Here is a 25,660-nt window from a genome sequence, read left to right on the forward strand (position 1 = left end):
AGCGGGAAACAGTTGGGCCCGGACAGAAACTGCCCGGGCCCAACTGTTTATTCCTGCGCCGCTTTGACGGCTGCTTCAAGTTCGTTGATCAGGTCGCCACCGACCTTTTCTTCCATGAAGGCACGAATGGGGCCCTTGGTGGCATCAACGAATTTCTGGAATTCTTCCGGGGTCGGCTGATAAATCTCGACACCGGCATTACGGATCACCTTGAGATCCTGGGATTCTTTGGCCGCGATAATGCCAAGCATCGCAAAGGTTGCTTCGCGGGTGGCATTGTCAAAGATCTGCTTATCTTCGGCGCTCAGGCCCTGATAGAACTTATCATTGATCGTGATCAGCGGCATGTTGATCAGGTGGTGATCAAGTGTGTAGTACTTCTGGACTTCCTGAAGGTTGGTCAGAAGCATGGTGTAAGGCGCATTTTCCTGACCATCAACAACGCCGGTCTGAAGCGCGCTGTATAGTTCCGCCCATGCAATCGGGGTCGGGGATGCGCCAAGGGCCTTGACCATTTCCATATGCAGCGGAACGGTCTGGGTGCGGATTTTCAGACCCTTCATGTCTTCGGGCGTACGGATCGGACGCACCGAGTTCGAGAAGTTGCGGAACGCGCCGGTCAGGTAGCTGAGGATGCGAACGCCACTGCCTTCGGCGATCATGTCCGAAAGTTTTTTACCAAACGGGCCGTCGTTAAGAACCTCGCGCGCGACCTCGGTGGTCGGGAAGGTATAAGGCATTTCAAGGATCTGTGCCGGCGGGTAATAAGCCGCAAGGTGGCCTGCATTCAATCCGCCAACCATATCAACAAGGCCGATGGAGTTCTGTTCGGCAAGGGATTCAAGATCACCAAGCTGTCCGTTCGGGAAAACTTCGAGTTTGTAGCGGCCACCGGACTGGTTCTGAAGGGCGTTGTCAAAGACCTCGGTAAAGGTCCAGTACGGGTTGTCCAGCAGATTGCCTTCGCCATCGACATGGGCGAATTTGACAATGGTTTGTGCGTAGGCGGATGCAGGCAGTACGGTGCTCAGGCCGATGGTGGCGGCGAGGGTGACATGCCGAATTTTACGAAGAATCGTCATTTTTACTCCTTTGCCGGGCGACGCACAAAGCAGTGGCGCTTCGAAGGTTGCCTGGTTTCCCTGATAAGGTTTTAACGACGGCGTCAGGCTTTATCGGGTGCCAGATCGCTGACGTTAGCGTTGTTACCGGATGCGGACCGAACGGTTGTGCAATGATGATTGGGCGAGAAGAACATCAAGGGATCCGATCGCATCCGGTAAAACCAAAATATATCCGATATGATGCAAGTCAACACAATATGACAAAAAATTTCCTATAGTATATTTTTTGTCAAATATGGCATAATGTGCAAGATGGTATATTATGGTGTGTCATAAGAAGAATCTGGACACGTGCAATTTATGGTTGTCAGACCAATAAGTGCCGGAAATAAAAGCAAGGTGTTTGCGAAAGGGATTGAGCTAGGATGAATGTCGATCTGGAAGATTTTCAGGCCAACCGACGACAAGTAAGCGTCACAAGCAACCAGTCTGATGAAATCGGACCGCGGTTGCATCATCTGCGCAAAGGGCGCGGCTGGACCTTGCAGGATGCCAGCAAGGCATCGGGAATTTCGGCATCCGCCTTTTCCAAGATCGAGCGTGGTGAACTGTCGCCGACAATCTCGACCATTCAGCGTATAGCACGCGGGTTCGATATGGATGTGGTCAGCCTGCTTTCCGATCCGGAAGCGCAGCCAACCCTTTTGGGGCGTCGCAGTGTGACACGTGCCAATGAAGGCAAGCCGCATCTTTCGGGCAATTGCGATAACAAGCTTTTATGTGCCGAACTCAAAAACAAGCGGATGACTCCGATAAAGACCCGTGTGGTTGCCCGCGATGTCGAGGAATATGACGTCTGGCCAAAAACCGACGCCGAGATTTTCATGACGATCCTGAGTGGCACCGTCGTTGTTCACAGCAAGATCTATGAGCCGCTTGAGCTCCATGAAGGGGACTCGATGTATTATGATGCGAGTGCCGAACATGTCTGGACTCGCAAGGGGCCGGAAGAAGCAGTTGTTCTTTGGGTGCTGACGAGCTGATCCGATGCAGTTGCTCAATGCCGACGATTACCGGGCGGCTGCCAGACGGCATCTGCCCAAGGGATTGTTTGAATATATTGATCGCGGCACCGAAGCAGAGCTTGCGATAGCAGATATCCGTCGATCCCTTGATAATATCCGGTTTCGTCCATCGGTTCTGACCGGGCATGCGGGCAGCAACATGACGACGTCGCTGTTTGACCGGACCTATTGCAGCCCGCTGATTATTGCGCCGACCGCGCTTGCGGGTTTGGTCTCCCATGACGGGGAAACCAAGCTGGCGCGGGTTGCCAGTAAGCTTGGCATACCGTTCTGCGTTTCAACCCAGTCCGTGACATCGATTGACGATATTCGCAAAGGCGCACCTGAGGCCGAATTGTGGTTGCAGCTTTATGTCTGGCGCAATCGGGATCTAACCTGGGGGCTGCTTGATCGGGCGCAGAAAGCAGGTGTTTCAACGCTTGTGATTACAGCGGACACACCGCTTTCGCCCAAGCGCGATTATAACCAGCGCAACGGGTTTTCCGTGCCGTTCGTCCCGTCCCTTCGCGGGGTTTGGGATGTTGCGACCCGTCCCAAGTGGCTTTGTTCAGTCATGCTGCGCTATCTGATGACAAGCGGTATGCCGACCTATGCCCATTATCTGGCAGAATTCAAAACAGCCATTACCCGTGCCGCGATTGCCGAAGATGTCAAAATCGAAAGTGCGATCAGCTGGGCCGATATTGCCGAAATCCAGAAACGCTGGTCTGGCCGGATCATCATAAAGGGTGTGTTGTCGGTTGATGACGCAATCAGGGCCCGCGACATGGGGATTGATGGCATCGTGGTTTCTTCCCATGGCGGCCGGAACCTTGATGTGGCGCTGGCCCCCGCAGATGTGTTGCCCGAAATTGTCGATGCAGTCGGCGCAGAGATGCTGGTGATGGCTGATAGTGGTATTCGCCGTGGGAGCGATGCCCTTAAATATCTGGCACTTGGCTGTCGTGCGGTGATGGTCGGGCGGTTACCCCTTTACGGGCTTGCCGCCGGTGGCGAGCAGGGGGCACTTGATATCCTGACCATGCTGATCGACGAGATGCACAGCAATCTGGTTTTTGCCGGTGCCAAGGACATTGATGCACTGCGCACGGCGGGGATTGCATAGCGTCCCCGATACCGATCATGACATATTTTGAAAAAAAGCCTGTCGATGCGCGATGCACAGACAGGCTTTTTATATGGTCAGGCCGGTTGGGGCGTCGGCCTGCCATCATTGGGGGCGTGAAGTGTTTGTCAGCGCGGTGCGCGTCCATGTTCGCAAATGAAGGCGACGTCGCTGCGGGCAATGCCGATATCATCAAGAAGTTCGCGCGGGGCGTTGCGAAGCATTTCGGTGTCACGGGCGACCTTGGTGGCTTGTGCCCATTTACGGGGCAAAAGGACGAGCCAGCGCCAGATGGATGCGCCCGAAACCGGCGCGACATTGGTGGTGGCGACGAGGGAGTCATTCGTAAACTGTGCTGGCATGATGCTGGCTCGCTAGTTTGTTTGCTAATAAGGGGTCAAAGTTTCGTCTGACCCACAAGCAATCTACGCCTTCACTTTGTTAAATGGCGCGCAAACTTCGCAAATTCGTGCGAGATTTTCGCAAAAATTCTGCAAAAACGATTTTCTTTCGTTTGCGGCTTCGGTCATGTTTGTTTGCAGGGTGTTACATCATCACGAACCGGGAAATCGAAACGTGGCGGAACTCGATAAATTCGACTATCGCCTGCTGGAGCTGTTGCAGGAAAACAGCCGCATGACGGGCAATGAACTGGCAGACAAGGTTGGCCTTTCGTCGGCGGCCTGCCTGCGCCGTGTTCAGCGTTTGCGCGAAACCGGCGTGATCGAACGCGATGTTGCGGTGGTTTCCCCCAAGGTATTTGGCAAGCGCATGATGGTGATCGTGCTGTTGACCATGGAACGTGATCGCCCGGATCGTTACATACTGATGCGCGAGGAATTCGCCAAAATGCCCGAAGTGGTGCAGTGCCATCATGTGACCGGGGCACATGATTTTGTGTTGCGTATTCAGGTCAGTGACATGGAAGAATACAGCGCCTTTGTCGAGCGGGTGTTCCATGAACCCTATATCAAGCGATATGAAAGCCTTGCGGTGCTGGGATCGCTGAAATAGCGATTTTGCGCGGGCAGATTGGCGCCCGGTCTGCCTGACCTGATTGTTAGATTATATCTAACAATCAGGCTTATTATTCAATTTTTCCTGTTAATCAAAACCAACAAAAATGGCGGACCGAAGCCCGCCATTTTGCTGCAAATATAATTGTATGAGGATTTAACCCTCGTCCTTGGCCGCTATTGCGATCAGGCTGCGGAGAAATCCAGTGCCCGGTCGCCATCGGCATCCTTGATGCGGGTCGGAAGACCCATGCCATTGAGCAGGTTCAGGAACGGCTTGGCCGGAAGTTCTTCGACATTGGCCATTTTCTTGACATCCCATTCGCCCGTGGCGATCAGCATGGCCGCCGCAACCGGCGGGACACCCGCGGTATAGGAAATACCCTGGCTTCCGACCTCGTTATAGGCGTCCTTGTGATCAGCCACGTTATAGATCAGGACTTCGGTTTCCTTGCCGTCCTTGGTCCCCTTGACCAGATCACCGATGCAGGTCTTGCCGGTATAGTCCGGTGCCAGCGAGCTCGGGTCCGGCAGGCAGGCCTTGACGACCTTGAGCGGGACGACTTCGAGGCCCTCGGCGGTGGTGACCGGCTGTTCGGACAGAAGGCCGATATTTTTCAGAACCGTGAAGACATTGACGTAATGGTCGCCAAAGCCCATCCAGAAACGAACGTTGGGAACGTCAAGATTCTGGGACAGGGAATGGACCTCGTCATGGCCGGTCATGAAGGTCTGGCTTTCGCCAACAACCGGCATGTCCCAGATCTTCTTGATCTCGAACATCTTGTTCGATTTCCACTGGTTATCCTGCCAGGAATAGACCGTGCCGGTGAATTCGCGGAAGTTGATTTCCGGATCGAAGTTGGTGGCAAAATATTTGCCATGGCTGCCGGCATTGATGTCGATGATGTCAATCGAGTCAATCTTGTCGAAATAGTCTTCGACTGCCAGCTTGGCATAGGCATTCACCACACCCGGATCAAAGCCGACGCCCAGAATGGCGGTGACGCCAGCAGCTTCGCATTCCGCACGGCGTTTCCATTCATAGTTTGCATACCATGGCGGGGTTTCGCAGATTTTGTCCTGCTCTTCATGGATGGCCGTATCGAGATAGGCGACACCTGCCTTGATGCAGGCCGACATGACCGGCATGTTGATAAAGGCAGACCCGACATTGATGACGATCTCGCAACCGGTTTTTTCGATCAGGGCGACAGTCGCGTCGACATTGGTTGCATCGAGTGCGTGACCTTCAAGAACGCCCGGGTTCTTGAGGTTTTTCTTTTCATGGATGCTGTCGATGATTGCCTGGCACTTCGCAGCCGTACGCGAAGCGATATGAATATCGCCAAGCACGTCGTTATGCTGCGCACATTTATGTGCCACTACCTGTGCGACGCCACCTGCGCCGATAATCAGAACATTCTTTTTCATGTCGGGCCAAAAACTCCCTTGCTTTGAGAGGTGGGGCACCCGTGCCCCGGTTCGCTATGAAAAGTGCGCTTTCGATTTACGAAAGGCTCGATACGTAGTCATCAAAGGTGAACTCGCGAATAACGCGTTCAGTTCCGTCCAGTTCCCGGATCACGATGGACGGCATGCCGACCCCGTTAAACCAGTTCTTCTTGACCATGGTGTAACCGGCCGCATCCTGAATGGAGATACGGTCGCCAACCTTGATCTCGTTTTCGAAATCAAATTCCCCAAAGACGTCACCGGCAAGGCAGGACTTGCCGCAAATCATATAGTGATGATCGCCTTTATTGGGCAGCACCTTGGCATTTTCGCGATAGATCAGAAGATCAAGCATGTGGGCTTCGATCGAGCTGTCGACGATGGCAAGGTTCTTGCCGTTAAACAGGGTGTCGAGCACGGTGACTTCAAGGGTCGTGCTTTTGGTGATCGATGCTTCGCCCGGCTCCAGATAGACCTGCACGCCGAACTTTTCGGAGAAAGCCTTAAGGCGCGCGCAGAATTTATCGAGCGGGTAGTTTTCACCGGTGAAATGGATGCCGCCACCAAGGCTTACCCATTCCACACGCGACAGCAGGGAGCCGAATTTTTCCTCGATATTGCCAAGCATCCGGTCAAACAGATCAAAGTCGGCATTTTCACAGTTATTGTGAATCATGAAGCCGGAAATCTGATCCATCACCGCTTCGACCTTGGTGACATCCCATTCGCCCAGACGCGAGAACGGGCGTGCCGGATCGGCAAGATCAAAGCTTGATGTCGATACCTGCGGATTCAGGCGAAGGCCGCGCACAATGCCCGATGCCTGCGCGCTGAAGCGGGTCAGCTGGCTGATCGAGTTGAAAATGATCTTGTCGGCATTTTCGATGACCTCGGCGATTTCGCCGTCGGAATAGGCCACGCTATAGGCATGGGTTTCCTTGCCGAACTTCTGACGCCCGAGTTTGACTTCGTGCAGCGACGAAGACGTGGTGCCATCCATATAGTCGGACATGAAATCGAACACCGACCATGTGGCAAAGCATTTAAGTGCCAGAAGCGCCTTCGCACCGGAATGTTCGCGCACATAGGCGATCTTTTCCATGTTGCGCAGCAGCTTGGACTTATCAATGAGGTAATAGGGCGTCGCGGGCATGGGCGGCTCTCTATAACGATGTCACGGGAAAAATACGGATGAAACGCGATCAGTGGCGCATTACGCCAATTTCGGGTTTCGGGCAGTCACCAATATGGTGGAAATCAACAGATCAACTAGTGATCAGCAAGACGATGCGTGATCCAATAGACAGAGACAGATAAACTGTGTTCATTCATCACTTCTTCTCCGTCTAAAAGTTGTTGCCAAAATCAGCCGGTGGGAAAACCCGTTTCGGGTCAACCGGACGGCTGCGCGTGATTCTGCGTATCTTCCGCGACCCAATAGCAGCGGGGCGCATGGGGGTCAATACCGCATTGACCCCTATCTAATGCGATTTCGTCATTCCGCGCATGTTGTCGTTTCATGAAGCTTTACACGAACGTCCGTCGCATTGATTTCGATTTGTTATTCACCATCTGATATTTAAGGGCAAACGCACCGGTTAATGCGGACGTCCGGGCAACGAGCACGCCCCCAAAACCATGCCGATCCTGTGGCAAGTGTGACATCTAAACCACTGGTATTCAATGATCGGGAAATTTTGATGTCCCTTGTGGATCAAATGTGGCGCACAGGCGTTGGGGCAGTAAGGATAAACTCAGACGGAGGGGGCCATGTCACCTGCAGCTGTCAGTGTCGACCATCTTGCGTTTCCAACCCGCGACCTTGAGGCAACCGACCATTTTTATTCGAAGGTCATGGCGGCCAGACTTGTTCATGCCGAAAGCGGATACAGCCCGTCATGGAAAAGCGATTACTTGCTGATTACCTATGCCTTGCCGGACGGCACGCGGATTTCGTTTTTTGACTGGCCTGCCGATACCGGGCCATATCCCGATGATCCGCACATGCCCGATGATGTGTTCCATATCGGGCTGCGCTGTGCCGCGCCACGCGACGTGATTGCCTGGCAGAACCATCTGTTCCAGCACAAGGTCGTCTATCATAGCGAGGATGACGGACAATCGCGCCGCCTGTTCATTCGCGACCCGAATGGTATCCGCTATGAGATCTTTGCGTCTGAAACGGCCAAATCGGGGCAGGAGCACGAAGGAAATGCGCGTTCCGTCATGGGTGAATGGCAAAGGATTTCAGGGAGCTGATCAGAAACATCTGATCAGGGTGCCCGCGATCAGAGGGTTGGGCAGGGGCCGCTGCTTTGCCGGACAATCAGTTCGGTCGGAATGATGACCGGGCCGGTGTCGCGGGAGTCATGCAGGCCCTTTGATCCCAGACGATCCAGAAGCAGGGTGATGGCCTGTTCGCCCAATCGGCGGCGCGGCTGACGTACCGTGGTAATCGGCGGGTCATAGGCAGCCGCATGGGGGATGTCGTCAAAACCGACAACCGAGACGTCTTGCGGGATGCGCAATCCATATTCCTTTGCCGCGACAATCACGCCGATTGCCATGCCGTCACTTGCACAGGACACAGCCGTCGGACGGGTTTTCGGATCACCAAGCAGTGCGCGGCCTGCGGCAATTCCCGAATCAATCGAAAAATCGCCGCGATAAATCAGTGACGGATCATGGGCGATACCGGCGGCCTCAAGCGCGCGGCGATATCCGGTGACACGGTCAATGGTCAGGATATTGCCCGAAGGGCCACTGACATGGGCGATGCGCCGATGGCCCAGATCGGTCAGATGACGGTTGGCGATAAAGGATGCCTCGTCATTATCAATGATCACGGTCGGCAGGGCACATCCCGGAATACGTTCGCAGGCAACAACAACCGGCGGGGTTGCATTGGCAGGCGCATTGGCAAGCGACGCCGGAAGACGCCCGTTCAGCAGGATCATGGCGTCGGCCTGATTGCTGCGCAGATAGGCGGCATAGGTTGCTTCGCGTTCCGGATCGTTTTGAGTGTCACCGATCAGGACGTTATATCCTGCCTGGCTTGCGCCTTTTTCGATTCCCGACAGAATCGCCGAAAAGAACGGGTTTCCAATGTCAGGTACCAGCAAAAGGATCATGCCTGAACGGTTCAGGCGCAGGTTCCTTGCCATGACATTGGCGGTATAGCCGGTGGCGGTGATTGCAGTTTGCACTTTTTCACGTGTGGTTTCGGAAACCACATCGGGTTTGTGCAGGGCCCGGCTGACAGTGGCGATAGACACTCCGGCATGACGGGCAACATCTTCAATCGTCGCGATTTTTTCACTCATGCTTCTTCCTACTCCGCCGGATAAACCCTGTCCAGCGGCATTCTATGCGTCATTGCAGGGGGTGATTTTGGTCACAATCAGTCAAATGTAAAGGTTTACATTGAAAATGAAAACGTTTACACAGAGGGTAATCAAGAGCTGATCGCAAAAAATGCGACGCCAGGGAGGATATATTCATGACGGATGCGGCCGTTCACGCCGTTAATGCCGATCTGCGGGCGCAAACACGCCTGTCGGGGCGGCAAATTTGCAAGTCATTCGGTTCTGCGCAGGTTCTTTTCGATGTTTCCATCGATCTGAAAGCAGGCGAGGTTCATGCGCTGTTGGGAGAGAACGGCGCGGGTAAATCCACACTTGTAAAAATTCTGTCCGGTTATCATCAGCCAACAAGTGGCGCGCTGCTTCTTGATGACGCGCCGGTCGAATTTCATGACAGCGAAGTTGCTGAAAGTCATGGTGTGATCCTGATCCATCAGGAGCTTAACCTTGCCGAACAGCTGACCGTTGAAGAGAACATCTTCCTGGGGCGTGAAATCAAGCGCGGCTGGTTCCTTGACAAGACGACGATGCGCCTTGAAGCCAAGAAGCTTCTTGATCAGTTGCAATGTGATGTTGATCCGCGCACGCGCATCCGTGATCTTTCGGTTTCCGACCGCCAGATGGTTGAAATCGCCAAGGCGCTGTCAAAGAAAGCCGAGATTCTTATTCTTGATGAGCCGACGGCGGTTCTGACCGGGCGCGAGGTCGACATCCTGTTTGATCAGATCAAGCGCCTGCGCGATCAGGGTGTCGCGATCCTTTATATTTCCCACAAGCTTGATGAAATCAAAGCGATTGCTGATCGGGTCACGGTTCTGCGTGACGGACGGCACATCACTACCGAACCGGTTGCCGGTCTTGAAAAAGATGACATGGCGCGCTTGATGGTGGGGCGTGACATCAAGCAGATGTTTCCTGATCGTGCGCCGGGACATGCCGGTGATATCGCCCTTTCGGTGCGTAATCTGTCGGTTGACGGGCAAGTTCGCGATGCCAGTTTTGATCTGAGACGCGGCGAGGTTCTTGGCTTTGCCGGGATTGTCGGTGCGGGGCGCACGGCCCTGATGGAGGCGATCATTGGTCTGCGTGAACGCAGCGCCGGGACGATTGAGCGCAACGGTGCGCCGGTCACAATCAAGGATCTTCAGGACGCCAAAAATTGCGGAATTGCCTATCTGACCAAGGACCGCAAGGGCAGTGGGCTGCTTTTGAATATGGATATGCGGCCCAACCTGACTTTGCTGGCGCTTGAGAAATTCGGGCGTGTGATTATCGACCGCAAGGCCGAGGAAGCAGCACTTGAAGCCGCAATTGAGGCTTTTGATATTCGCGCAGCCGACCGCAAATCCAAGGTCGGCGATTTTTCCGGCGGGAACCAGCAGAAGCTTTTGCTGGCCAAGGTCATGGAAACCGACCCGGAGATCGTGATCATCGACGAGCCGACACGCGGCATCGATATCGGCACCAAAAGCCAGATTTATCATTTCATCGGCGATCTGACCAATCGCGGAAAATCCGTCATCCTCCTGTCGTCTGAAATGCCGGAGATGCTTGGCCTGTCTGACCGTATTGCGGTCATGGCAGCCGGACGCATTACCGGCATTCTTGAAGGTAACGACCGCAATGAGCATGAAATCATGCGGCACGCGACAGGAATTTCAGGCAAGCAGGGAGTGTCTGTTCATGAATAGCCTTGAGCGAACCGAAGCATCATCGTCAAGCCGGTTCCAAATCGATTTCAAGGCCCTGGGGCCGTTTCTGGCCCTTGTTGCCCTGTTTGTTTTGGGTGCAGCCATCAATGATGCGTTCCTCAGTGGTGGTAACCTTGCCAATATTTTCACCCGCGCGGCCTTTATCGGGATCATCGCCGTGGGTGCGACCTTTGTGATCACGGCAGGGGGAATTGATCTTTCGGTTGGTTCGATGGCGGCATTCATCTCGGGTGCGATGATTGTTGTAATGAATACGCTGGTCGCAACCCTTGGCGCGGGGATCGAGACGGTTCTGATTGGCGTGTTGCTGAGCGTGGTTTTGGGGGTTGCGGCGGGTGCCGTCAACGGACTGGTCAGCACCAAGGGCAAGATCGAAGCCTTTATCGTTACCCTTGGCACAATGGGGATTTACCGGTCGCTTGTGACCTATATGGCCGATGGCGGGACCCTGTCGCTTGATTTCGAAATGCGCGGTGTTTATCGCCCGGTTTATTATGGCGATGTACTGGGTATTCCGGTGCCGGTGATTGTGTTCTTTGCTGTGGCGGTCGCCGGTTATGTGTTGCTGAATATGACGCCGTTTGGCCGGAAATGCTTTGCCATCGGATCAAACGAGCAGGTTGCGCGCTATTCGGCGATCCATGTCGACCGGGTCAAAACCCTGACCTATGTGATCCAGGGACTTTGTGTGTCGCTTGCCACCATCATCTATGTGCCGCGTCTTGGGTCGGCATCAAGTTCGACCGGTGTTCTGTGGGAACTTGAAGCGATTGCTGCGGTGATTATCGGCGGCACGATGCTTAAAGGCGGTTACGGCCGCATCTGGGGCACGGTTGTTGGCGCAATCATGCTGACCACCATTGGCAATATTCTGAATTTGACGGATGCGATCAGTAATTATCTGAACGGAGCGGTTCAGGGGCTGATCATTATCGTTGCCGTGTTCCTGCAACGCGGGGACTGGCGACGCAAAAAGAGCAAATAACCGGCGATCAACGTCCGGGAAGAATGTGAAAACGCATCATTTTTTTTGATCAGGAGGAAGCGTTGATGAAAACGTTTACAAAATATCTGGGGGCAGCTTGCGTGCTGGGTCTTGGCCTTGCATCCACGACTGCACTCGCAGCAGATAAAATCAAGATCGGGGTTTCTATTCCTGCGGCGACGCATGGCTGGGCCGGTGGTCTGAACTGGCACGCCGAACAAGCTGAAAAGCGCATTGAGGCGACCTATCCGAATATTGATGTCATCGTCGTCAGTGCAAATGGTGCATCCGAACAGGCCAACGACCTTGAAGATCTGGTGTCTGTGCAGAACATCGATGCGCTGGTGGTTCTGCCGTTTGAATCCGATCCGCTGACGATTCCGGTCCAGCAGGTCAAGGAAGCAGGCAAGTTTGTAACGGTTGTTGACCGCGGGCTTTCAATTCCGGGGATCGAGGACGTTTATGTTGCCGGTAACAACCCGGAACTTGGCCGTGTGTCTGGCGAATATATCCGTGATCGTCTGAATGACGAGGGCAAGATCGTTGTCCTGCGCGGTATTCCGACCACCATTGACACCGAACGTGTGGATGCCTTCGTCGATACGCTTGATGGCTCCAAGATCGAAATCCTTGATATGAAGCACGCCAACTGGAACCGCGATGACGGCTATGAAGTCATGCAGGACTTCCTGTCGCGCTTCCCGAAAATCGATGCAGTCTGGGCACAGGATGATGACATCGCCCTTGGTGTGATCGAGGCTGTCAAACAGGCTGATCGTACAGATGAAATGTTCATCGTCGGCGGTGCTGGCATGAAAGACATCATCAAGCGCGTGATGGATGGCGACAAACTGACCCCGATTGATGTGCTTTATCCGCCGGCAATGATCGCAACCGCGATTGATATTACCGTGATGAAGTTTACCTCGAACGCGCCGGTCGAAGGCCGTTACATCCTTGGTGCGACTGTCGTGACCCAGGAAAACGCCGAGAACTTCTATTTCCCGGACAGCCCGTTCTAATCAATATTTGATTGGGATCGGCAAACCTTGGTGTCGGGCGGAAGCCCGCCCGACACCGCCATTTTCCTGAACTATCCATCCTATTGCAGTCAAAGAGGCCCGTGATGAAAACGCTTAAGGGACCGGCAATCTTTCTTGCCCAGTTTGCAGGCGATGAAGCCCCGTTCGATAACCTTGATTCCATAGGTCGCTGGGCTGCATCGCTCGGATATAAGGGGGTTCAGATCCCCAGCTGGGACAAGCGCCTGTTTGATGTTGAAAAGGCGGCAAGCAGTAAGGATTACTGCGATGAAATTACCGGCACCCTTGCCGCACATGGCGTGCAGGTGACCGAGCTTTCTACCCATCTTCAAGGTCAGCTTGTTGCCGTTCATCCGGCCTATGACGAAATGTTTGACGGCTTTGCCGCACCGGAAGTCCGCGGCAACCCCAAGGCCCGTCAGGCATGGGCCGTTGACCAGGTCAAAGCGGCGATCAAGGCATCAAACCATATGGGTATCAACGCCCATGCCACGTTCTCGGGTGCACTTGCCTGGCCTTATGTCTATCCCTGGCCGCAGCGCCCGGCAGGCTTGATCGAGACCGCCTTTGACGAGCTTGCAAAACGCTGGACGCCGATCCTTGATGCTGCCGAGGATGCAGGTGTTGACGTTTGTTATGAAATCCATCCGGGCGAGGACCTGTTTGATGGTGCGACATTCGAGATGTTCCTTGAACGCGTCAAGAACCATCCGCGCGCCAATATCCTTTATGATCCGAGCCACTTTGTTTTACAGCAGCTTGATTACCTTGATTTTATCGACATTTATGCGGATCGTATCCGCATGTTCCACGTCAAGGATGCCGAGTTCAACCCGACCGGGCGGCAAGGCGTTTATTCCGGCTATCAAGGCTGGGTCGGGCGAGCCGGGCGGTTCAGATCGCTTGGCGACGGGCAGGTGGATTTTGGTGCAATCTTCTCGAAACTGGCGGCGATTGATTTTGACGGCTGGGCCGTGCTGGAATGGGAATGTGCGCTTAAACATCCCGAAGACGGTGCCCGCGAGGGGGCCGAATTTATTAAAAACCATATCATTCGTGTGACCGAAAAGGCCTTTGACGATTTTGCCGATGGTGGCACCGACGAAGCCGCAAATCGCCGCATTCTTGGTCTTGGTTAAGGTGGCCTGATTGAGGCCAGCCCGTTCGCATACAGTCAAAAAGACATCTGGAGACAGTTATGAGCAATCCTTCCAATCCCGGTCGTCGCATTCGCCTTGGCATGGTCGGCGGTGGTCAGGGGGCCTTTATCGGTGCCGTACACCGGATCGCGGCCCGTCTTGACGATCGTTATGAACTGGTTGCCGGTGCGCTGTCATCGAAACCCGATGTTGCGGCGGCATCAGCTGCGGAATTGTTCATTGCGCCGGATCGCAGCTATGACAGTTTTGAAACCATGGCAAAGGCCGAAGCGGCGCGTGAAGATGGCATGGATGTTTGCGCAATTGTTACGCCCAACCATGTGCATTTCCCGGCAACGATGGCGATGCTGAATGCCGGGATTCATGTGATTTGTGACAAGCCGCTTTGTCTGACGGTTGATGAGGCCGAACAGATCGCTGCCAAGGTCAGGGAAACGGGGCTTTTATTTGCGCTGACCCACAATTACACCGCCTATCCGATGGTGCGCGAAGCCCGCAAGATGGTCGCCGACGGCAAGCTTGGCGATATCCGTCTGGTGCAGGTTGAATATCCGCAAGGCTGGATGGCGACACGGGTTGAGGATACCGATAACAAACAGGCTGCCTGGCGGTCTGATCCGGCAAAGGCTGGCATGGGGGGGGCGCTTGGTGATATTGGAACGCACGCCCATAACCTTGCCGAGTTTGTCACCGGGCTTGAGATCAGCGAACTGTGTGCGGATGTCGATGCGCTGGTGCCGGGGCGCAAGCTTGATGACAATGTGCAGATCCTGCTGCGCTATAACAATGGTGCGCGTGGCATGCTGTGGGCAAGCCAGGTTGCCGTTGGCCACGAAAACGGCCTGCGTCTTCGGGTCTATGGGGACAAGGGCGGTATTGAATGGGCCCAGGAACATCCAAACCACCTGCATTTCCGACCGCTTGACGGTCGTCCGGAACTGATGACGCGTGGCGGTGCGGGCATCGGTGCGGAGGGGATGCGCGGGGTGCGCGTCCCGCCGGGACACCCGGAAGGATATCTTGAGGGCTTTGCGAACCTTTACACGGACTTCGCCGATCAGCTGAACGCCCATATCAGCGGGACCAAACCCGATGCCGGATCGCTTTTGGTGCCCGGCGTGGTTGAGGGTCTTAAGGGTATGAAATTTGTCGAGGCCGTCGTGCGGTCCGGGCGGGACGGGGCCGTGTGGGTCAAGATGTGATTGCCGTGCGGATCTGTTCATCTGGGGATTACAGATACCAGCCGATCACATGATACGGATTCTTCCCGACCGGCACCTTGTCGGCGTCGCAGCCGCTGCCTCAATGGCAGCGGCTTTTTTTTCGGCGCTGCTTTGGATGAAATTATTGCTTTCGATCATTGCAAACGGGGGTGCGAAAACGTCGGATCGTTCACGAAGTCCGGGGTGATTTGTCAGGGGATGTGAATTTTTACGTGCGATTCTCTCACGGCATGTGGCCCGGTTTATACTTCTGGATGGTGTGATATCCGGGGCGAGAGGCCAGATGTCCGGTTTGAAAATTCCGAGCTCCGGCAGCCTTTTTATTTATTGAAATCATAAGCTTGATGAACGTTTGACGTGGGTGTGCCGCAGTTCACACCACCGCTGGTTTTCCACGAAGTGAAAAAGAATTACCAGTTGATTGATCCCCTATTGATGGTTTTTTCGTAAGGGTGTTTGCTTGAAAGATAATAAATAAATCTACCTTCAGGGAAAAACCGGGAGCGTTCGCATGCCCGAAAAGCCAAGGCTTCTGATTACACGCCGTCTCCGCGATGCCGTTCAGGCACGTGCGGCGCGTGACTATCAGGTGCTGACAAATGATGAAGACCGTGTCTTTACCCGCGACGAGCTGATCGAGAAATGTCAGCATGTTGATGCGGTATTGCCGTGCCATTCCGAACATTTCTCGGCCGAGGTGATCGCGGCATTGCCCGAGCGCCTCAGGATCATTGCCAATCACTCGGTCGGTGTCGATCACGTTGACCTGTCAGCCGCCAGGGATGCGGGCATTGTGGTCACCAACACGCCCGACGTCCTGTCGGATGCCACGGCGGAAATTGCCATGCTGTGCATGCTTGGGGCTGCGCGTCGCGGGGCCGAGGGGGACGCCATGGTGCGGGCCGGGAAATGGGATTTCTGGTCACCGGCCTTCATGGTCGGGCGGCAGGTCACCGGCAAGCGCTTTGGCGTTCTCGGGATGGGACGTGTCGGGCAGGTGGCAGCCGAACGCGCGCGTGGTTTTGGAATGACTGTTCATTATCACAATCGCCAGCCGGTCCCGGATCATCTGGCCAAGGGTGCAATCTACCATGACACCATTGAAGGGCTGTTTGCCAATTCCGATGTGTTGTCACTGCACTGCCCGTCAACACCGGAAACCACCGGCATCATCAATGCCCGGACCATCGGACTGTTGCCGGACCGGGCGATCCTTGTGAATACCGCGCGCGGCAATCTGGTGGACGAGGATGCGCTGGTTGATGCGCTTGAAAGCGGCAAGCTTTTTGCCGCCGGACTTGATGTGTTTCGGAGTGAACCCGGTGGAAATCAACGGATTAGCGCGTTGAAAAACGTATTTCTGTTGCCACATATAGGCTCCGCTACCGAAGAAACACGCGATGCGATGGGATATCGCGCGCTTGATAATCTTGATGCGTATTTTTCTGGCCGTGAACCGGGCGACCGGGTGGCATAAAAAGGCGGGAAAACCGCCGGATATCAGTTAGTTCACAAGTTCTAATAATAAGAAAATGCGTGCCGTTTTTCTGGTCCCGAAACGGGATAAGCGCATGATCAATGACTTTCATTACTGAGGTCAGGGACTTTTGAAGGCTGACAGTTATCGTTGGTTTTCCGGCAATGGTTGTCGGAAAAAGCGATAAATCTGGGAGGAAATAATGGATATGAAGACCAAGTCAAAAGACGTGAAGTCCAAGGAAGTATCCCGCCGTTCGTTCCTTACCAAAGGTGCGACCGGGGTCGTTGCCGGCGGTGCAGCAGCATCAGGGCTGTTTGCCGCACCTGCCGTTCATGCACAACCGGCACCGATGGTGCTGAAAATGCAAACTTCCTGGCCGTCATCCGACATCTGGATGACGTTTGCCCAGCAATATGTTGACCGCGTAGAAGCCATGTCCGGTGGGCGTCTGAAGATCGACCTTCTTCCGGCCGGTGCGGTTGTTGCTGCCTTCCAGGTTCTGGATGGCGTGAATGACGGTGTTATCGATATCGCCCATTCCGTTCCGGTTTACTGGTACGGCAAGAACAAGGCGGCTTCCCTGTTTGGCACCGGTCCGGTCTTTGGTGGTTCTGCAACCACCATGCTGAGCTGGTTCTATGCGGGGGGCGGCGAAGAGTTCTATCGCGAACTGATCCAGGACGTTATGGGTCTTGATATCGTTGGTCTTCTTGGCTTCCCGATGCCGGCACAGCCGTTCGGCTGGTTCAAGGGCCAGGTGAACTCGGTTGCTGATATTCAGGGCTTCAAATATCGTACCGTTGGTCTGGCAGCGGACCTTCTGCAGTCGATGGGCATGTCTGTTGCACAGCTTCCGGGCGGCGAGATCGTCCCGGCGATGGAACGCGGTGTGATTGATGCGTTCGAATTCAACAACCCGTCATCGGATATGCGTTTCGGCGCGCAGGACGTTGCGAAGAACTATTATCTGTCTTCGTACCACCAGGCATCTGAAAGCTTCGAATTCCTGTTCAACAAATCGTTGATGGAAGACCTTGATCCGGATCTGCAAGCGATCCTGCGTCACGCAGTCGAAGCAGCTTCGACCTCGAACACTGCGCTGGCGATGGATAACTATTCTGCCGACTTGCAGAAACTCCAGGACGAAGGTGTTGAAGTTCACCGGACCTCGAAAGAGATCCTGGCAGCACAGCTTGAGGCTTGGGACAAACTGATCCCGACACTTGAAGCTGATCCGTTCATGAAGCGTGTTCTGGACAGCCAGCGTGCGTGGGTTGAACGCGTAACCTATTACGAACTGATGAACTCGCCTGATTATCAGCTTGCCTACGATCACTACTTCCCGGGCAAACTGAAACTCTGATCAACCGGCCAAGGTTTTTCAGTGTTGCGATGAAATCTGACTGCCCCGTCTGGTGCGATTGCATCAGGCGGGGTGGTTCATAGGCTAACGGACAGGGTTTCATGATTGGATTTATTGAATTCGCGGACAAGCTTTCTGGCTGGTTTGGCAAGGCTTTTGGCTGGTTGATCATTCTGATGACGGTCGGCATGAGCTATGAGGTTGCTGCGCGATACCTCTTTAACGCACCCACGACATGGTCGCTTGATGTTTCATTCATCATGTATGGCACGCTGTTCATGATGGGCGGGGCCTATACCCTGTCACGCGGCGGGCATGTCCGGGGGGATTTCCTGTACCGTCTCTGGAAGCCCAAGACGCAGGCGATGGTCGATCTGGTGCTTTATATCTTCTTCTTCTTCCCCGGTGTGACCGCCCTTATTCTGGTCGGTAGCAAATATGCCATCCGGTCGTGGGGATATGGCGAAGTAAGTGTGAACAGCCCGGCGGGTGTTCCGATTTTCCAATTCAAGGCGGTGATGGTCGCGGCCGGTATTCTTCTTTTCATCCAGGGTATTGCCCAGGTGATGCGCTGTATTCTCTGTATCCGTGAAGGGTACTGGCGCAATGCAGATGATGATGTTGAAGAAACCGAAGAACTGCTGATCAAGCAGCGCGTGGTCAAAGAAGACTGATGATGTTCAGCCTTTGCCAGCCATACGCCAGATACGCCCCCGAACGGAGCTTCCAAAGTGATTGACGCACATGTCGCCCTTATGATGTTGGGCATCTTTATTATACTGGTATTTCTGGGTTTTCCGGTTGCCTTTACCCTGATGGCGCTGGGGATCGGATTTGGCTATTACGCCTATTTCGACGACGGCCGCATGTGGCGGGCCTTTAACCGGCTTGCCGAAGACAGTGACACCCTTACATCCGCGATAACGTGGGTTGAAGGGGCGTTTAACAACCGAATATTCGATCTGTTTATCAACCAGACATATACGGTGATGTCCAACGAGGTGCTGACCGCAGTGCCGCTGTTCCTGTTCATGGGGTACATCGTTGAACGTGCCAATATCGTCAACCGGTTGTTCTCCACACTTAACATTGCCGCACGCAACATTCCCGGATCGCTTGGCGTTGCCGCACTTGTGACCTGTGCGTTGTTTGCGACGGCAACCGGGATTGTCGGTGCGGTTGTGACCCTTATGGGGATGCTTGCCCTGCCTGCGATGCTTAAGGCGCGTTACGATAAAAGCTTTGCTGCGGGCATCATTTGTGCCGGCGGGACGCTTGGTATTCTGATCCCGCCATCAATCATGCTGATTGTTTATGCCGCAGCATCGGGTGTGTCGATTGTGCGTCTTTATGCCGGTGCGCTTTTGCCGGGCCTGACCCTTGTCGGTTTGTATCTTTTGTATGTGATGGGCCGCGCAATGTTGCAGCCCAAAGCCGCCCCGCGCCCGACCAGTGATGAAATCCCGGAAGTTCCGCTGCCCAAAGTCCTCTGGATGCTGGCGACATCGTTCTTCCCGCTGGCGTTCCTTATTCTGGCGGTTCTGGGTTCGATCCTGTTTGGTCTGGCCACTCCGACCGAGGCAGCATCGATTGGTGCGCTTGGCGGGATGATCCTTGCGGCGGCATACCGCGCGCTGACCTTTGATCGTCTGCGTGAGTCGGTTTATCTGACCGTTCGGACATCGGCCATGGTGTGCTGGCTGTTTGTCGGTTCCTATACCTTCTCGTCTGTGTTCTCCTATCTTGGCGGGGAACATGTGATTGCCGAATTCGTTGGCGGTCTTGACCTGACGCCGCTTCAGTTCCTGTTGCTTGCACAGCTGATCATCTTCCTGCTGGGCTGGCCGCTGGAATGGTCGGAAATCATCATCATCTTTGTGCCGATCTTCCTGCCGCTGTTGCCGCTGTTTGATATTGATCCGCTGTTCTTTGGCATTCTTGTTGCCCTGAACCTTCAGACTTCGTTCCTGACCCCGCCCATGGCGATGTCGGCCTATTACCTCAAAGGGGTGGCACCAAGCGGGTTGTTGCTGACCGATATCTTCAAGGGGATCATGCCGTTCCTGTTCATGGTGATTGTCAGCATGGTTCTGATGTATGCGTTCCCGCAAATCGTGTTCCATCTGCCCGATCTGTTCTATGGCGCACGGTAAGGGGATCGATTGATGAGCAGCATTCATCCGTTACTGACACTTGATGTCGTCGAATTGCGGGACCGCCTTGCCAGCGGGGCGGTCCGCGCAGTCGAATATGTCGAGGCGTGTCTTGCCCGGATCGCCGAGGTCGAGCCACAGGTGCAGGCATGGGCATGGCTTGATGGTGATCATGCCCTTGCCCAGGCGCGCGCCCTTGATGCCCGTCGTCAATCAGGTGCCCCGATCGGCCCGCTTCATGGCCTGCCGGTAGGACTGAAAGACGTTATTGATACGGCAAAAATCCCGACATCAAACGGCACGCCACTTGATGAGGGCCGGGTGCCCGAGGAAGACGCTGTTCTGGTTTCGCGTCTTAAGGCGGCCGGTGCGATCATTATGGGCAAGACGGTCTCGACCGAGCTTGCCTTTATGCATCCGTCCAAAACCCGCAACCCGCACAACCCGGAACATACACCGGGCGGATCATCCGCCGGATCGGCAGCAGCGGTGGCCGCGGCCATGGTGCCATTGGCGGTGGGAACCCAAACCGGCGGATCGGTCATCCGTCCGGCATCGTTTTGCGGTGTGGTCGGGTTCAAACCGACATTCGGGGCAATTGCCCGAACCGGTGTGCTAAGCCAAAGTCCGACCCTTGATACAATCGGTGTTTTTGCCAGTTCGATCAACGGGGCTGCGATGGTTGCGGAAAGCCTGTTTGGCTATGACGCGAAAGACCCGGCAACCACACCAAGTCCGACGCCGCGCTTGCTTGATATTGCCAAAAGCGATCCGCTGGTGACCCCGATGTTTGCCTTTGTCCGTCCGCCGCAATTCGAGGAGGTCGCAGACGAGGAAAGCATTCTGGCGTTTGGCGAAATTACCAGCATGCTTGGTGATCAATGCTTTGAAACACCATTGCCAAAGGCCTTTGATGATGCGGCTTCGCTTCGGGCCAGGATCAATTTTGCCGAAATGGCCAAAGATTATTACGGTTATGAAAAGCGTGGCCGCGATCAGTTGTCGCCTGAAATTCTTGAGGCAATTGACAAGGGCAATGACGTCAAGGCCCGTGATTATCTGGCGGCCCTTGACTGGCGCAAGGTGTTGAATGCGGGACTGGACGAAGTGTTCAAGCGGTGTGATGCAATTATCACCCCGGCAGCACCCGGACCCGCCCCGGCAAGTCTCAGGACCACGGGCAACCCGATCTTTAACGGGCTTTGGACATTCTGTGGCACCCCGGCTGTGACCATTCCGCTGTTATGGTCGCAAAACGGTATGCCGATCGGTGTTCAGCTTGTCGGGCGGATTGGCGATGATGCGCGGTTGATGCGCACAGCGAACTGGTTGAACAAATTTCTGAAAGCTCAGGAGGACGCGTGATGCAAAACAGTCTTTTAAATCGTGTCATGGCCTTGCTGGCCTTTGTCGTCCTTGTCGGATTTGTCGGCATTCTGGTGGTCTATGTGCCGCGCTGGGATCTTGGCATCATGGTCGCATTGTGCGTCGGGCTTGCCGGATGGGATATCTGGCATGTTGCGATGGGCCACAAGGAAGACAAGCACTGATCTGTCGGGGAAACCCGAAAGATGCAAGCAAACTGAGGAGGCAGGAACATGTTCCTGCCTCCTTTTTGTTATTTACGGTCAGGGGTGGTGACAAGGTTTTCAATCGGCGGGATTGATGTGACCTTGACCTTTTTGGTGACGATATAGGTGAAATACCGGTCAATCCCGATATCGGACACCAGCAACCGGTCGATCAGGCGTTGATAGGCATCAACGTCATGGCACAGCACCTTGAGCATGTAATCGACCCCGCCGCCAAGCGCATAGCATTCGATGATTTCGGGGATGTCCTGCACGGCCTTTTCGAAGATTTCGAAATCGGCATGCTGGTGATGACGCAGGGTGACTTCGGTCATCACCAATGTCGGTTTGACCAGTTTTTCCAGATTGATATGGGCGTGATATCCGGAAATGACGCCAAGGTCTTCAAGGCGTTTCAGGCGTTCCCAGCACGGACTTGGCGAAAGGTTCACCGCCTCGGCCAGCTTGACCTTGGTGATGCGCCCTTCGCGTTGCAGGGTTTTGAGGATTTTCAGATCCAGCTCATCCAGTCTGACCATGGTCAGAGTACCTCGGCAATCACGGCCAGACAGTCCCCCGTCTTGATCAGTCCGGGGAAGTGACGACACGATAGAATACCATCGCGCGGGGCATGATATTCACGTGGTTCTGTGCCAGTGCGTTCAACATCATAGATGCGGGCAATCAGATCACCCTTCCTGACCATGGCACCCAGATCAACACAGGGTTCAAACAGGCCGGTTGCCTCGGATGCGACAAAGCAATTGTCATCAGGCATATCAAGCATGGTGGTGCCATCCGGTGCAGGATCGATATCACCTGACATGATGCCCGCATGGATCAGGATGTTGCGCACACCGCGATCAGCAATGGCAACCCGTTCTGCGGTGGTTGACCCGCCACCCCCCAGTTCGGTGGTGACAAAGGTTTTGCCTGCTTCCTCGACCACGGTGTCAAACATGCCAACCGCATCAAGTTCAAGCATCATCATGGCATAGGGGGCGCCAAAGGCCTTCATCGCGGCAACGCAACGGGCTTCCTGTTCCTTGTCAGGCAGGACATGGGCCGCCGCAAACGGGATGAAATCAAGCGTCTTGCCGCCGGAATGGATATCAAGAACGATATCGGCCCCGGGCACCAGATAGCGCAGGATATAATCCGCAATTTTTTGCGTCACGGTGCCATCAGGCTTGCCGGGATAGGACCGGTTCATGTTGCCTGCATCAATCGGGGAGGTGCGCGACGCACTGCGAAATGCCGGATAGTTCATGGCAGGCAGGATGATCACCCGCCCGCGGATATCCGCGGGTTCAAGCGACCCTGCCAGTTTGAAAAGCGATACCAGCCCTTCATATTCGTCACCATGGTTGCCACCGGTCAAAAGGGCAGTGGGGCCATCGCCATTTTGAACAACCGTGATCGGGATCATCACGGCCCCCCATGCGGAATCGTCACGCGAATAGGGCAGCTTTAAAAAGCCGTGATGGACGCCATCCTGATCAAGCGGGATCGTCGGGCTGATGGGTGATGGTTTTGTCATGGCCGTATCCTTGAAAAAGCCCGGTCACGCGACCGTCGTTCCCGGGCTGTGGTATCGGGCACCGGATATCTGGTGTTTCACAAATGATCCGGTGCGGCGTTGATCGGGCTAGTTCTTGACGAACAGCTGGCGCGGATAACTGGTCAGTGTTTTGCTGCCGGTCTCCGTGATCATCATGCTTTCGGTGATCTCGATCCCCCAGTCATCAAACCAGAGGCCCGGCATGAAGTGGAATGTCATGCCCGGTTCAAGAACCGTGCGATCACCGGGACGCAGGCTCATGGTGCGTTCGCCCCAGTCTGGCGGATAGGAAAGACCGATCGGATAGCCACAGCGACTGTCTTTTTCGATGCCGTATTTCTGAAGAACGCCAAAGAAGGCAAGTGCGATGTCTTCGCAGACATTCCCCGGCTTTGCGGCTTCCAGCCCGGCCTGAAGGCCTTCGATCAGGGCGTTTTCGGCATCAAGGAAACGCTGATCGGGATCGCCAAGATAGATCGTGCGCGAAAGCGGCGCGTGATAGCGCTTGTAGCATCCGGCAATCTCGAAGAATGTCCCGGCATTGCCCGGAATGGGTTTTTCATCCCAGGTCAGATGCGGGGCGCTGGCATCCTGTCCGGATGGCAGCAACGGCACAATTGCCGGGTAATCCCCGCCAATCCCGTCAATGCCAGCGATGCCGGTACGGAAGATTTCAGCAACCAGTTCGTTCTTGCGCATGCCCGGCTCGACGATTTCGAAAATGCGTTCATGCATGTTCTCGACGATGCGTGCGGCCTGGCGCATATAGAAAATCTCGGTCTCGGATTTTACGGCGCGCTGCCAGTTCACCAGTGCGGTTGCATCGGTGAATTTGGCGTTTGGCAGATGCGTTTGAAGCTGAAGGAAAGCCTTGGCAGAGAAATAGTAATTATCCATTTCCACACCGATCCTGCGCGCCCCCCAACCGCGATGCTCGATCACCTCGGCAAGGTAATCCATCGGGTGATGGGTGGTTGATTGCACATAGTAATCGGCATAGGGAATGATGCGATCATGGGTCATATAGACCGTGCGCTTTGCGCCATTGGCGTCCTGGGATCGCCCGAACCAGATCGGGTCGTCTTCGATCGGGACAAGCACACATTGATGGACATAAAAGGACCAGCCATCATAGCCGGTCAGCCAGGCCATGTTTGACGGATCGGTCACGATCAAAAGATCGAGACCCTTCTCCACCATGGCGTTTTTGGTTTTCTCCAGACGCTCGGCATATTCCTCGCGCGTGAAATTCAATTCAACCTGGCTCATCGCAGGCCTCCAAAAAAGGCGGGTTTCAGTTTTTCCTGACCCATGTTCCTTGTGTTGTTAAGACGATATCTCGACACCAGCGTTGGCTGCGTCACAGCGTTCGCGGGCGAGGGTGGCGATTGCGGTGTCCTGGACACCGGTTCCGGTCAGGTCACAGACCGTCATCTGGCGGGCAGATGTTCTTCCCGCAGCAGATTTGGCGATGACCTGTCCAAGTTCGGGGAATGTGTCGTCCGTACCGACAATTCCGGCATCAATGGCATGATGAAGTTCGCCAAGGATGCGTGTTTGCGCCTGACTGTCGCAGACATAAAGGTCTGCCTTGCCAATCAGGGCAGGATCGATTTCGTTTTTGTGTTCGGCATCCGACCCCATGGCGGTGACATGGGTACCAGCGGCAACCCAGTCGGCCATCAGAACCGGTTCACGGGCCGGGGTGGTGGTGACAATGATGTCGGCACCCGATGCCGCCTCCTTGCCATCGGTGGTGGCCGTAACCGGAATGCCAAGTTCCCGTGAAGCTGCCTTGGCGCAGGCTTCGGCCTTGGCGATGTCACGCGCCCAGATGGTTGCCGATGTAATATCGCGCACCAGCGTCAGGGCCCTAAGCTGCAAGCGGGCCTGAACACCGGCGCCGAAAATTGCGGCATGTCTGGCATCAGGTCGTGCAAGGTGCTTTGCCGCCACACCACCGGCGGCGGCGGTGCGGATATCGGTCAGATAGCCGTTATCGAGCAGGACGGCTTCAAGCATGCCGGTTTTTGATGAAAACAGGTTCATCATGCCATTGACCGATGGCAGACCCAGTTTCGGATTGTCAAAAAAGCCCGGGCTTATTTTGATGGCAAAGCCGTCAAGGCCCGGAACATAGGCGGTTTTGACATCGACCTCGCCATTATATTCGTCGATATCCAGACGCAGGATCGGCGGCATCCGGACATCCCTGGTCGCCAGCGCATGAAAGGCGTTTTCGACACAGGTGATCGCATCCATATCAAGATCAATCACCTTGCGAAGGTCGCTTTCGGTCAGAATTCTGATTTGGGGCATATC

At 54.8% G+C, this 25,660-nt stretch carries 24 protein-coding genes; 15 read left to right on the top strand and 9 right to left on the bottom strand.

What is annotated here, in order from left to right:
• Positions 1-47 precede the first annotated feature (47 nt).
• Entirely contained in the window at positions 48-1,082 is a 1,035-nt protein-coding gene (locus TH30_RS11215; protein WP_114098184.1) for a TRAP transporter substrate-binding protein, read from the bottom strand.
• A 407-nt stretch (positions 1,083-1,489) separates the two neighbouring features.
• On the opposite strand from TH30_RS11215, the gene TH30_RS11220 reads away from it, so the two are divergent.
• Both TH30_RS11220 and TH30_RS11225 read left to right on the top strand, forming a co-directional pair.
• Positions 1,490-2,107 (top strand): helix-turn-helix domain-containing protein, encoded by a 618-nt coding sequence (locus TH30_RS11220; RefSeq protein WP_114098185.1) that lies wholly within the window; start codon positions 1,490-1,492, stop codon positions 2,105-2,107.
• A 4-nt stretch (positions 2,108-2,111) separates the two neighbouring features.
• Positions 2,112-3,254 carry an alpha-hydroxy acid oxidase gene (locus tag TH30_RS11225; RefSeq protein ID WP_114098186.1) on the top strand — a complete coding sequence of 381 codons (1,143 nt, stop codon included), beginning with the start codon at positions 2,112-2,114 and terminating at the stop codon, positions 3,252-3,254.
• Between the two features lie 128 nt (positions 3,255-3,382).
• Here TH30_RS11225 and TH30_RS11230 read toward each other — a convergent pair whose 3' ends face one another.
• Positions 3,383-3,616: a hypothetical protein gene (locus TH30_RS11230; protein ID WP_114098187.1), complete on the bottom strand. Its 234-nt coding sequence runs from the start codon at positions 3,614-3,616 to the stop codon at positions 3,383-3,385.
• Between the two features lie 214 nt (positions 3,617-3,830).
• Here TH30_RS11230 and TH30_RS11235 point away from each other — a divergent pair, with 214 nt between their 5' ends.
• Complete coding sequence (locus TH30_RS11235) at positions 3,831-4,268, top strand: Lrp/AsnC family transcriptional regulator (protein WP_114098188.1); 438 nt, start codon at positions 3,831-3,833, stop codon at positions 4,266-4,268.
• A gap of 188 nt (positions 4,269-4,456) precedes the next feature.
• Here TH30_RS11235 and TH30_RS11240 read toward each other — a convergent pair whose 3' ends face one another.
• Positions 4,457-5,704 carry a saccharopine dehydrogenase family protein gene (locus TH30_RS11240; protein WP_114098189.1) on the bottom strand — a complete coding sequence of 416 codons (1,248 nt, stop codon included), beginning with the start codon at positions 5,702-5,704 and terminating at the stop codon, positions 4,457-4,459.
• 76 nt (positions 5,705-5,780) lie between these two features.
• Complete coding sequence (locus TH30_RS11245; protein WP_114098190.1) at positions 5,781-6,878, bottom strand: carboxynorspermidine decarboxylase; 1,098 nt, start codon at positions 6,876-6,878, stop codon at positions 5,781-5,783.
• Between the two features lie 617 nt (positions 6,879-7,495).
• On the opposite strand from TH30_RS11245, the gene TH30_RS11250 reads away from it, so the two are divergent.
• On the top strand, positions 7,496-7,984 hold the full coding sequence (locus tag TH30_RS11250; RefSeq protein ID WP_114098191.1) for a VOC family protein: 489 nt from the start codon (positions 7,496-7,498) through the stop codon (positions 7,982-7,984).
• A gap of 29 nt (positions 7,985-8,013) precedes the next feature.
• On the opposite strand, the gene TH30_RS11255 is transcribed toward TH30_RS11250, so the two are convergent.
• A complete protein-coding gene (locus TH30_RS11255) occupies positions 8,014-9,048 on the bottom strand; it encodes a LacI family DNA-binding transcriptional regulator (protein ID WP_114098192.1) in 1,035 nt (344 codons plus the stop codon).
• Between the two features lie 176 nt (positions 9,049-9,224).
• On the opposite strand from TH30_RS11255, the gene TH30_RS11260 reads away from it, so the two are divergent.
• The 11 genes from TH30_RS11260 to TH30_RS11310 all read left to right on the top strand — a co-directional run bounded on the left by TH30_RS11260 (position 9,225) and on the right by TH30_RS11310 (position 21,756).
• Complete coding sequence (locus TH30_RS11260; RefSeq protein WP_114098193.1) at positions 9,225-10,778, top strand: sugar ABC transporter ATP-binding protein; 1,554 nt, start codon at positions 9,225-9,227, stop codon at positions 10,776-10,778.
• Complete coding sequence (locus tag TH30_RS11265; protein WP_114098194.1) at positions 10,771-11,784, top strand: ABC transporter permease; 1,014 nt, start codon at positions 10,771-10,773, stop codon at positions 11,782-11,784. The genes TH30_RS11260 and TH30_RS11265 overlap by 8 nt, the downstream gene beginning before the upstream one ends.
• A 65-nt stretch (positions 11,785-11,849) precedes the next feature.
• A complete protein-coding gene (locus TH30_RS11270) occupies positions 11,850-12,806 on the top strand; it encodes an ABC transporter substrate-binding protein (RefSeq protein ID WP_114098195.1) in 957 nt (318 codons plus the stop codon).
• Positions 12,807-12,910: 104 nt separating this feature from the next.
• Positions 12,911-13,966, top strand: a complete 1,056-nt coding sequence (locus tag TH30_RS11275) for a sugar phosphate isomerase/epimerase family protein (protein WP_114098196.1) — start codon at positions 12,911-12,913, stop codon at positions 13,964-13,966.
• A 59-nt stretch (positions 13,967-14,025) separates the two neighbouring features.
• Positions 14,026-15,189: a Gfo/Idh/MocA family protein gene (locus tag TH30_RS11280; protein WP_114098197.1), complete on the top strand. Its 1,164-nt coding sequence runs from the start codon at positions 14,026-14,028 to the stop codon at positions 15,187-15,189.
• A gap of 532 nt (positions 15,190-15,721) precedes the next feature.
• The gene (locus TH30_RS11285) at positions 15,722-16,687 is read left to right on the top strand and encodes a 2-hydroxyacid dehydrogenase (RefSeq protein WP_114098198.1); all 966 of its coding nucleotides are present in this window, start codon (positions 15,722-15,724) and stop codon (positions 16,685-16,687) included.
• Between the two features lie 208 nt (positions 16,688-16,895).
• Positions 16,896-18,053: a TRAP transporter substrate-binding protein gene (locus tag TH30_RS11290; RefSeq protein ID WP_114098270.1), complete on the top strand. Its 1,158-nt coding sequence runs from the start codon at positions 16,896-16,898 to the stop codon at positions 18,051-18,053.
• 101 nt (positions 18,054-18,154) lie between these two features.
• Positions 18,155-18,727 carry a TRAP transporter small permease subunit gene (locus tag TH30_RS11295; RefSeq protein WP_114098199.1) on the top strand — a complete coding sequence of 191 codons (573 nt, stop codon included), beginning with the start codon at positions 18,155-18,157 and terminating at the stop codon, positions 18,725-18,727.
• Positions 18,728-18,784: 57 nt separating this feature from the next.
• Positions 18,785-20,206: a TRAP transporter large permease gene (locus TH30_RS11300; RefSeq protein WP_114098200.1), complete on the top strand. Its 1,422-nt coding sequence runs from the start codon at positions 18,785-18,787 to the stop codon at positions 20,204-20,206.
• A 12-nt stretch (positions 20,207-20,218) separates the two neighbouring features.
• Positions 20,219-21,571 carry an amidase gene (locus tag TH30_RS11305; protein WP_114098201.1) on the top strand — a complete coding sequence of 451 codons (1,353 nt, stop codon included), beginning with the start codon at positions 20,219-20,221 and terminating at the stop codon, positions 21,569-21,571.
• Complete coding sequence (locus tag TH30_RS11310; protein WP_114098202.1) at positions 21,571-21,756, top strand: hypothetical protein; 186 nt, start codon at positions 21,571-21,573, stop codon at positions 21,754-21,756. The genes TH30_RS11305 and TH30_RS11310 overlap by 1 nt, the downstream gene beginning before the upstream one ends.
• A 68-nt stretch (positions 21,757-21,824) precedes the next feature.
• On the opposite strand, the gene TH30_RS11315 is transcribed toward TH30_RS11310, so the two are convergent.
• The 4 genes from TH30_RS11315 to eutC all read right to left on the bottom strand — a co-directional run bounded on the left by TH30_RS11315 (position 21,825) and on the right by eutC (position 25,657).
• Positions 21,825-22,316, bottom strand: a complete 492-nt coding sequence (locus TH30_RS11315; RefSeq protein ID WP_114098203.1) for an Lrp/AsnC family transcriptional regulator — start codon at positions 22,314-22,316, stop codon at positions 21,825-21,827.
• A gap of 2 nt (positions 22,317-22,318) precedes the next feature.
• Positions 22,319-23,317: a N(2)-acetyl-L-2,4-diaminobutanoate deacetylase DoeB gene (gene doeB, locus TH30_RS11320; RefSeq protein ID WP_114098204.1), complete on the bottom strand. Its 999-nt coding sequence runs from the start codon at positions 23,315-23,317 to the stop codon at positions 22,319-22,321.
• Positions 23,318-23,425: 108 nt separating this feature from the next.
• Complete coding sequence (doeA, locus tag TH30_RS11325) at positions 23,426-24,607, bottom strand: ectoine hydrolase DoeA (protein WP_114098205.1); 1,182 nt, start codon at positions 24,605-24,607, stop codon at positions 23,426-23,428.
• Positions 24,608-24,664: 57 nt separating this feature from the next.
• Complete coding sequence (gene eutC / locus TH30_RS11330) at positions 24,665-25,657, bottom strand: ectoine utilization protein EutC (RefSeq protein ID WP_114098206.1); 993 nt, start codon at positions 25,655-25,657, stop codon at positions 24,665-24,667.
• Positions 25,658-25,660 lie beyond the last annotated feature (3 nt).

The sequence above is a fragment of the Thalassospira profundimaris genome, assembly GCF_003326795.1.
Taxonomy (GTDB): Bacteria; Pseudomonadota; Alphaproteobacteria; order Rhodospirillales; family Thalassospiraceae; genus Thalassospira; species Thalassospira profundimaris_C.

Excerpts from the sequence above, each read along its gene's own strand:
- TH30_RS11215 (WP_114098184.1), bottom strand. The coding sequence starts at position 1,082 with ATGACGATTCTTCGTAAAATTCGGCATGTCACCCTCGCCGCCACCATC.
- TH30_RS11220 (WP_114098185.1), top strand. The coding sequence starts at position 1,490 with ATGAATGTCGATCTGGAAGATTTTCAGGCCAACCGACGACAAGTAAGC.
- TH30_RS11225 (WP_114098186.1), top strand. The coding sequence starts at position 2,112 with ATGCAGTTGCTCAATGCCGACGATTACCGGGCGGCTGCCAGACGGCAT.
- TH30_RS11230 (WP_114098187.1), bottom strand. The coding sequence starts at position 3,616 with ATGCCAGCACAGTTTACGAATGACTCCCTCGTCGCCACCACCAATGTC.
- TH30_RS11240 (WP_114098189.1), bottom strand. The coding sequence starts at position 5,704 with ATGAAAAAGAATGTTCTGATTATCGGCGCAGGTGGCGTCGCACAGGTA.
- TH30_RS11245 (WP_114098190.1), bottom strand. The coding sequence starts at position 6,878 with ATGCCCGCGACGCCCTATTACCTCATTGATAAGTCCAAGCTGCTGCGC.
- TH30_RS11250 (WP_114098191.1), top strand. The coding sequence starts at position 7,496 with ATGTCACCTGCAGCTGTCAGTGTCGACCATCTTGCGTTTCCAACCCGC.
- TH30_RS11255 (WP_114098192.1), bottom strand. The coding sequence starts at position 9,048 with ATGAGTGAAAAAATCGCGACGATTGAAGATGTTGCCCGTCATGCCGGA.
- TH30_RS11260 (WP_114098193.1), top strand. The coding sequence starts at position 9,225 with ATGACGGATGCGGCCGTTCACGCCGTTAATGCCGATCTGCGGGCGCAA.
- TH30_RS11265 (WP_114098194.1), top strand. The coding sequence starts at position 10,771 with ATGAATAGCCTTGAGCGAACCGAAGCATCATCGTCAAGCCGGTTCCAA.
- TH30_RS11270 (WP_114098195.1), top strand. The coding sequence starts at position 11,850 with ATGAAAACGTTTACAAAATATCTGGGGGCAGCTTGCGTGCTGGGTCTT.
- TH30_RS11275 (WP_114098196.1), top strand. The coding sequence starts at position 12,911 with ATGAAAACGCTTAAGGGACCGGCAATCTTTCTTGCCCAGTTTGCAGGC.
- TH30_RS11280 (WP_114098197.1), top strand. The coding sequence starts at position 14,026 with ATGAGCAATCCTTCCAATCCCGGTCGTCGCATTCGCCTTGGCATGGTC.
- TH30_RS11285 (WP_114098198.1), top strand. The coding sequence starts at position 15,722 with ATGCCCGAAAAGCCAAGGCTTCTGATTACACGCCGTCTCCGCGATGCC.
- TH30_RS11290 (WP_114098270.1), top strand. The coding sequence starts at position 16,896 with ATGAAGACCAAGTCAAAAGACGTGAAGTCCAAGGAAGTATCCCGCCGT.
- TH30_RS11295 (WP_114098199.1), top strand. The coding sequence starts at position 18,155 with ATGATTGGATTTATTGAATTCGCGGACAAGCTTTCTGGCTGGTTTGGC.
- TH30_RS11305 (WP_114098201.1), top strand. The coding sequence starts at position 20,219 with ATGAGCAGCATTCATCCGTTACTGACACTTGATGTCGTCGAATTGCGG.
- TH30_RS11310 (WP_114098202.1), top strand. The coding sequence starts at position 21,571 with ATGCAAAACAGTCTTTTAAATCGTGTCATGGCCTTGCTGGCCTTTGTC.
- TH30_RS11315 (WP_114098203.1), bottom strand. The coding sequence starts at position 22,316 with ATGGTCAGACTGGATGAGCTGGATCTGAAAATCCTCAAAACCCTGCAA.
- doeB (WP_114098204.1), bottom strand. The coding sequence starts at position 23,317 with ATGACAAAACCATCACCCATCAGCCCGACGATCCCGCTTGATCAGGAT.
- doeA (WP_114098205.1), bottom strand. The coding sequence starts at position 24,607 with ATGAGCCAGGTTGAATTGAATTTCACGCGCGAGGAATATGCCGAGCGT.
- eutC (WP_114098206.1), bottom strand. The coding sequence starts at position 25,657 with ATGCCCCAAATCAGAATTCTGACCGAAAGCGACCTTCGCAAGGTGATT.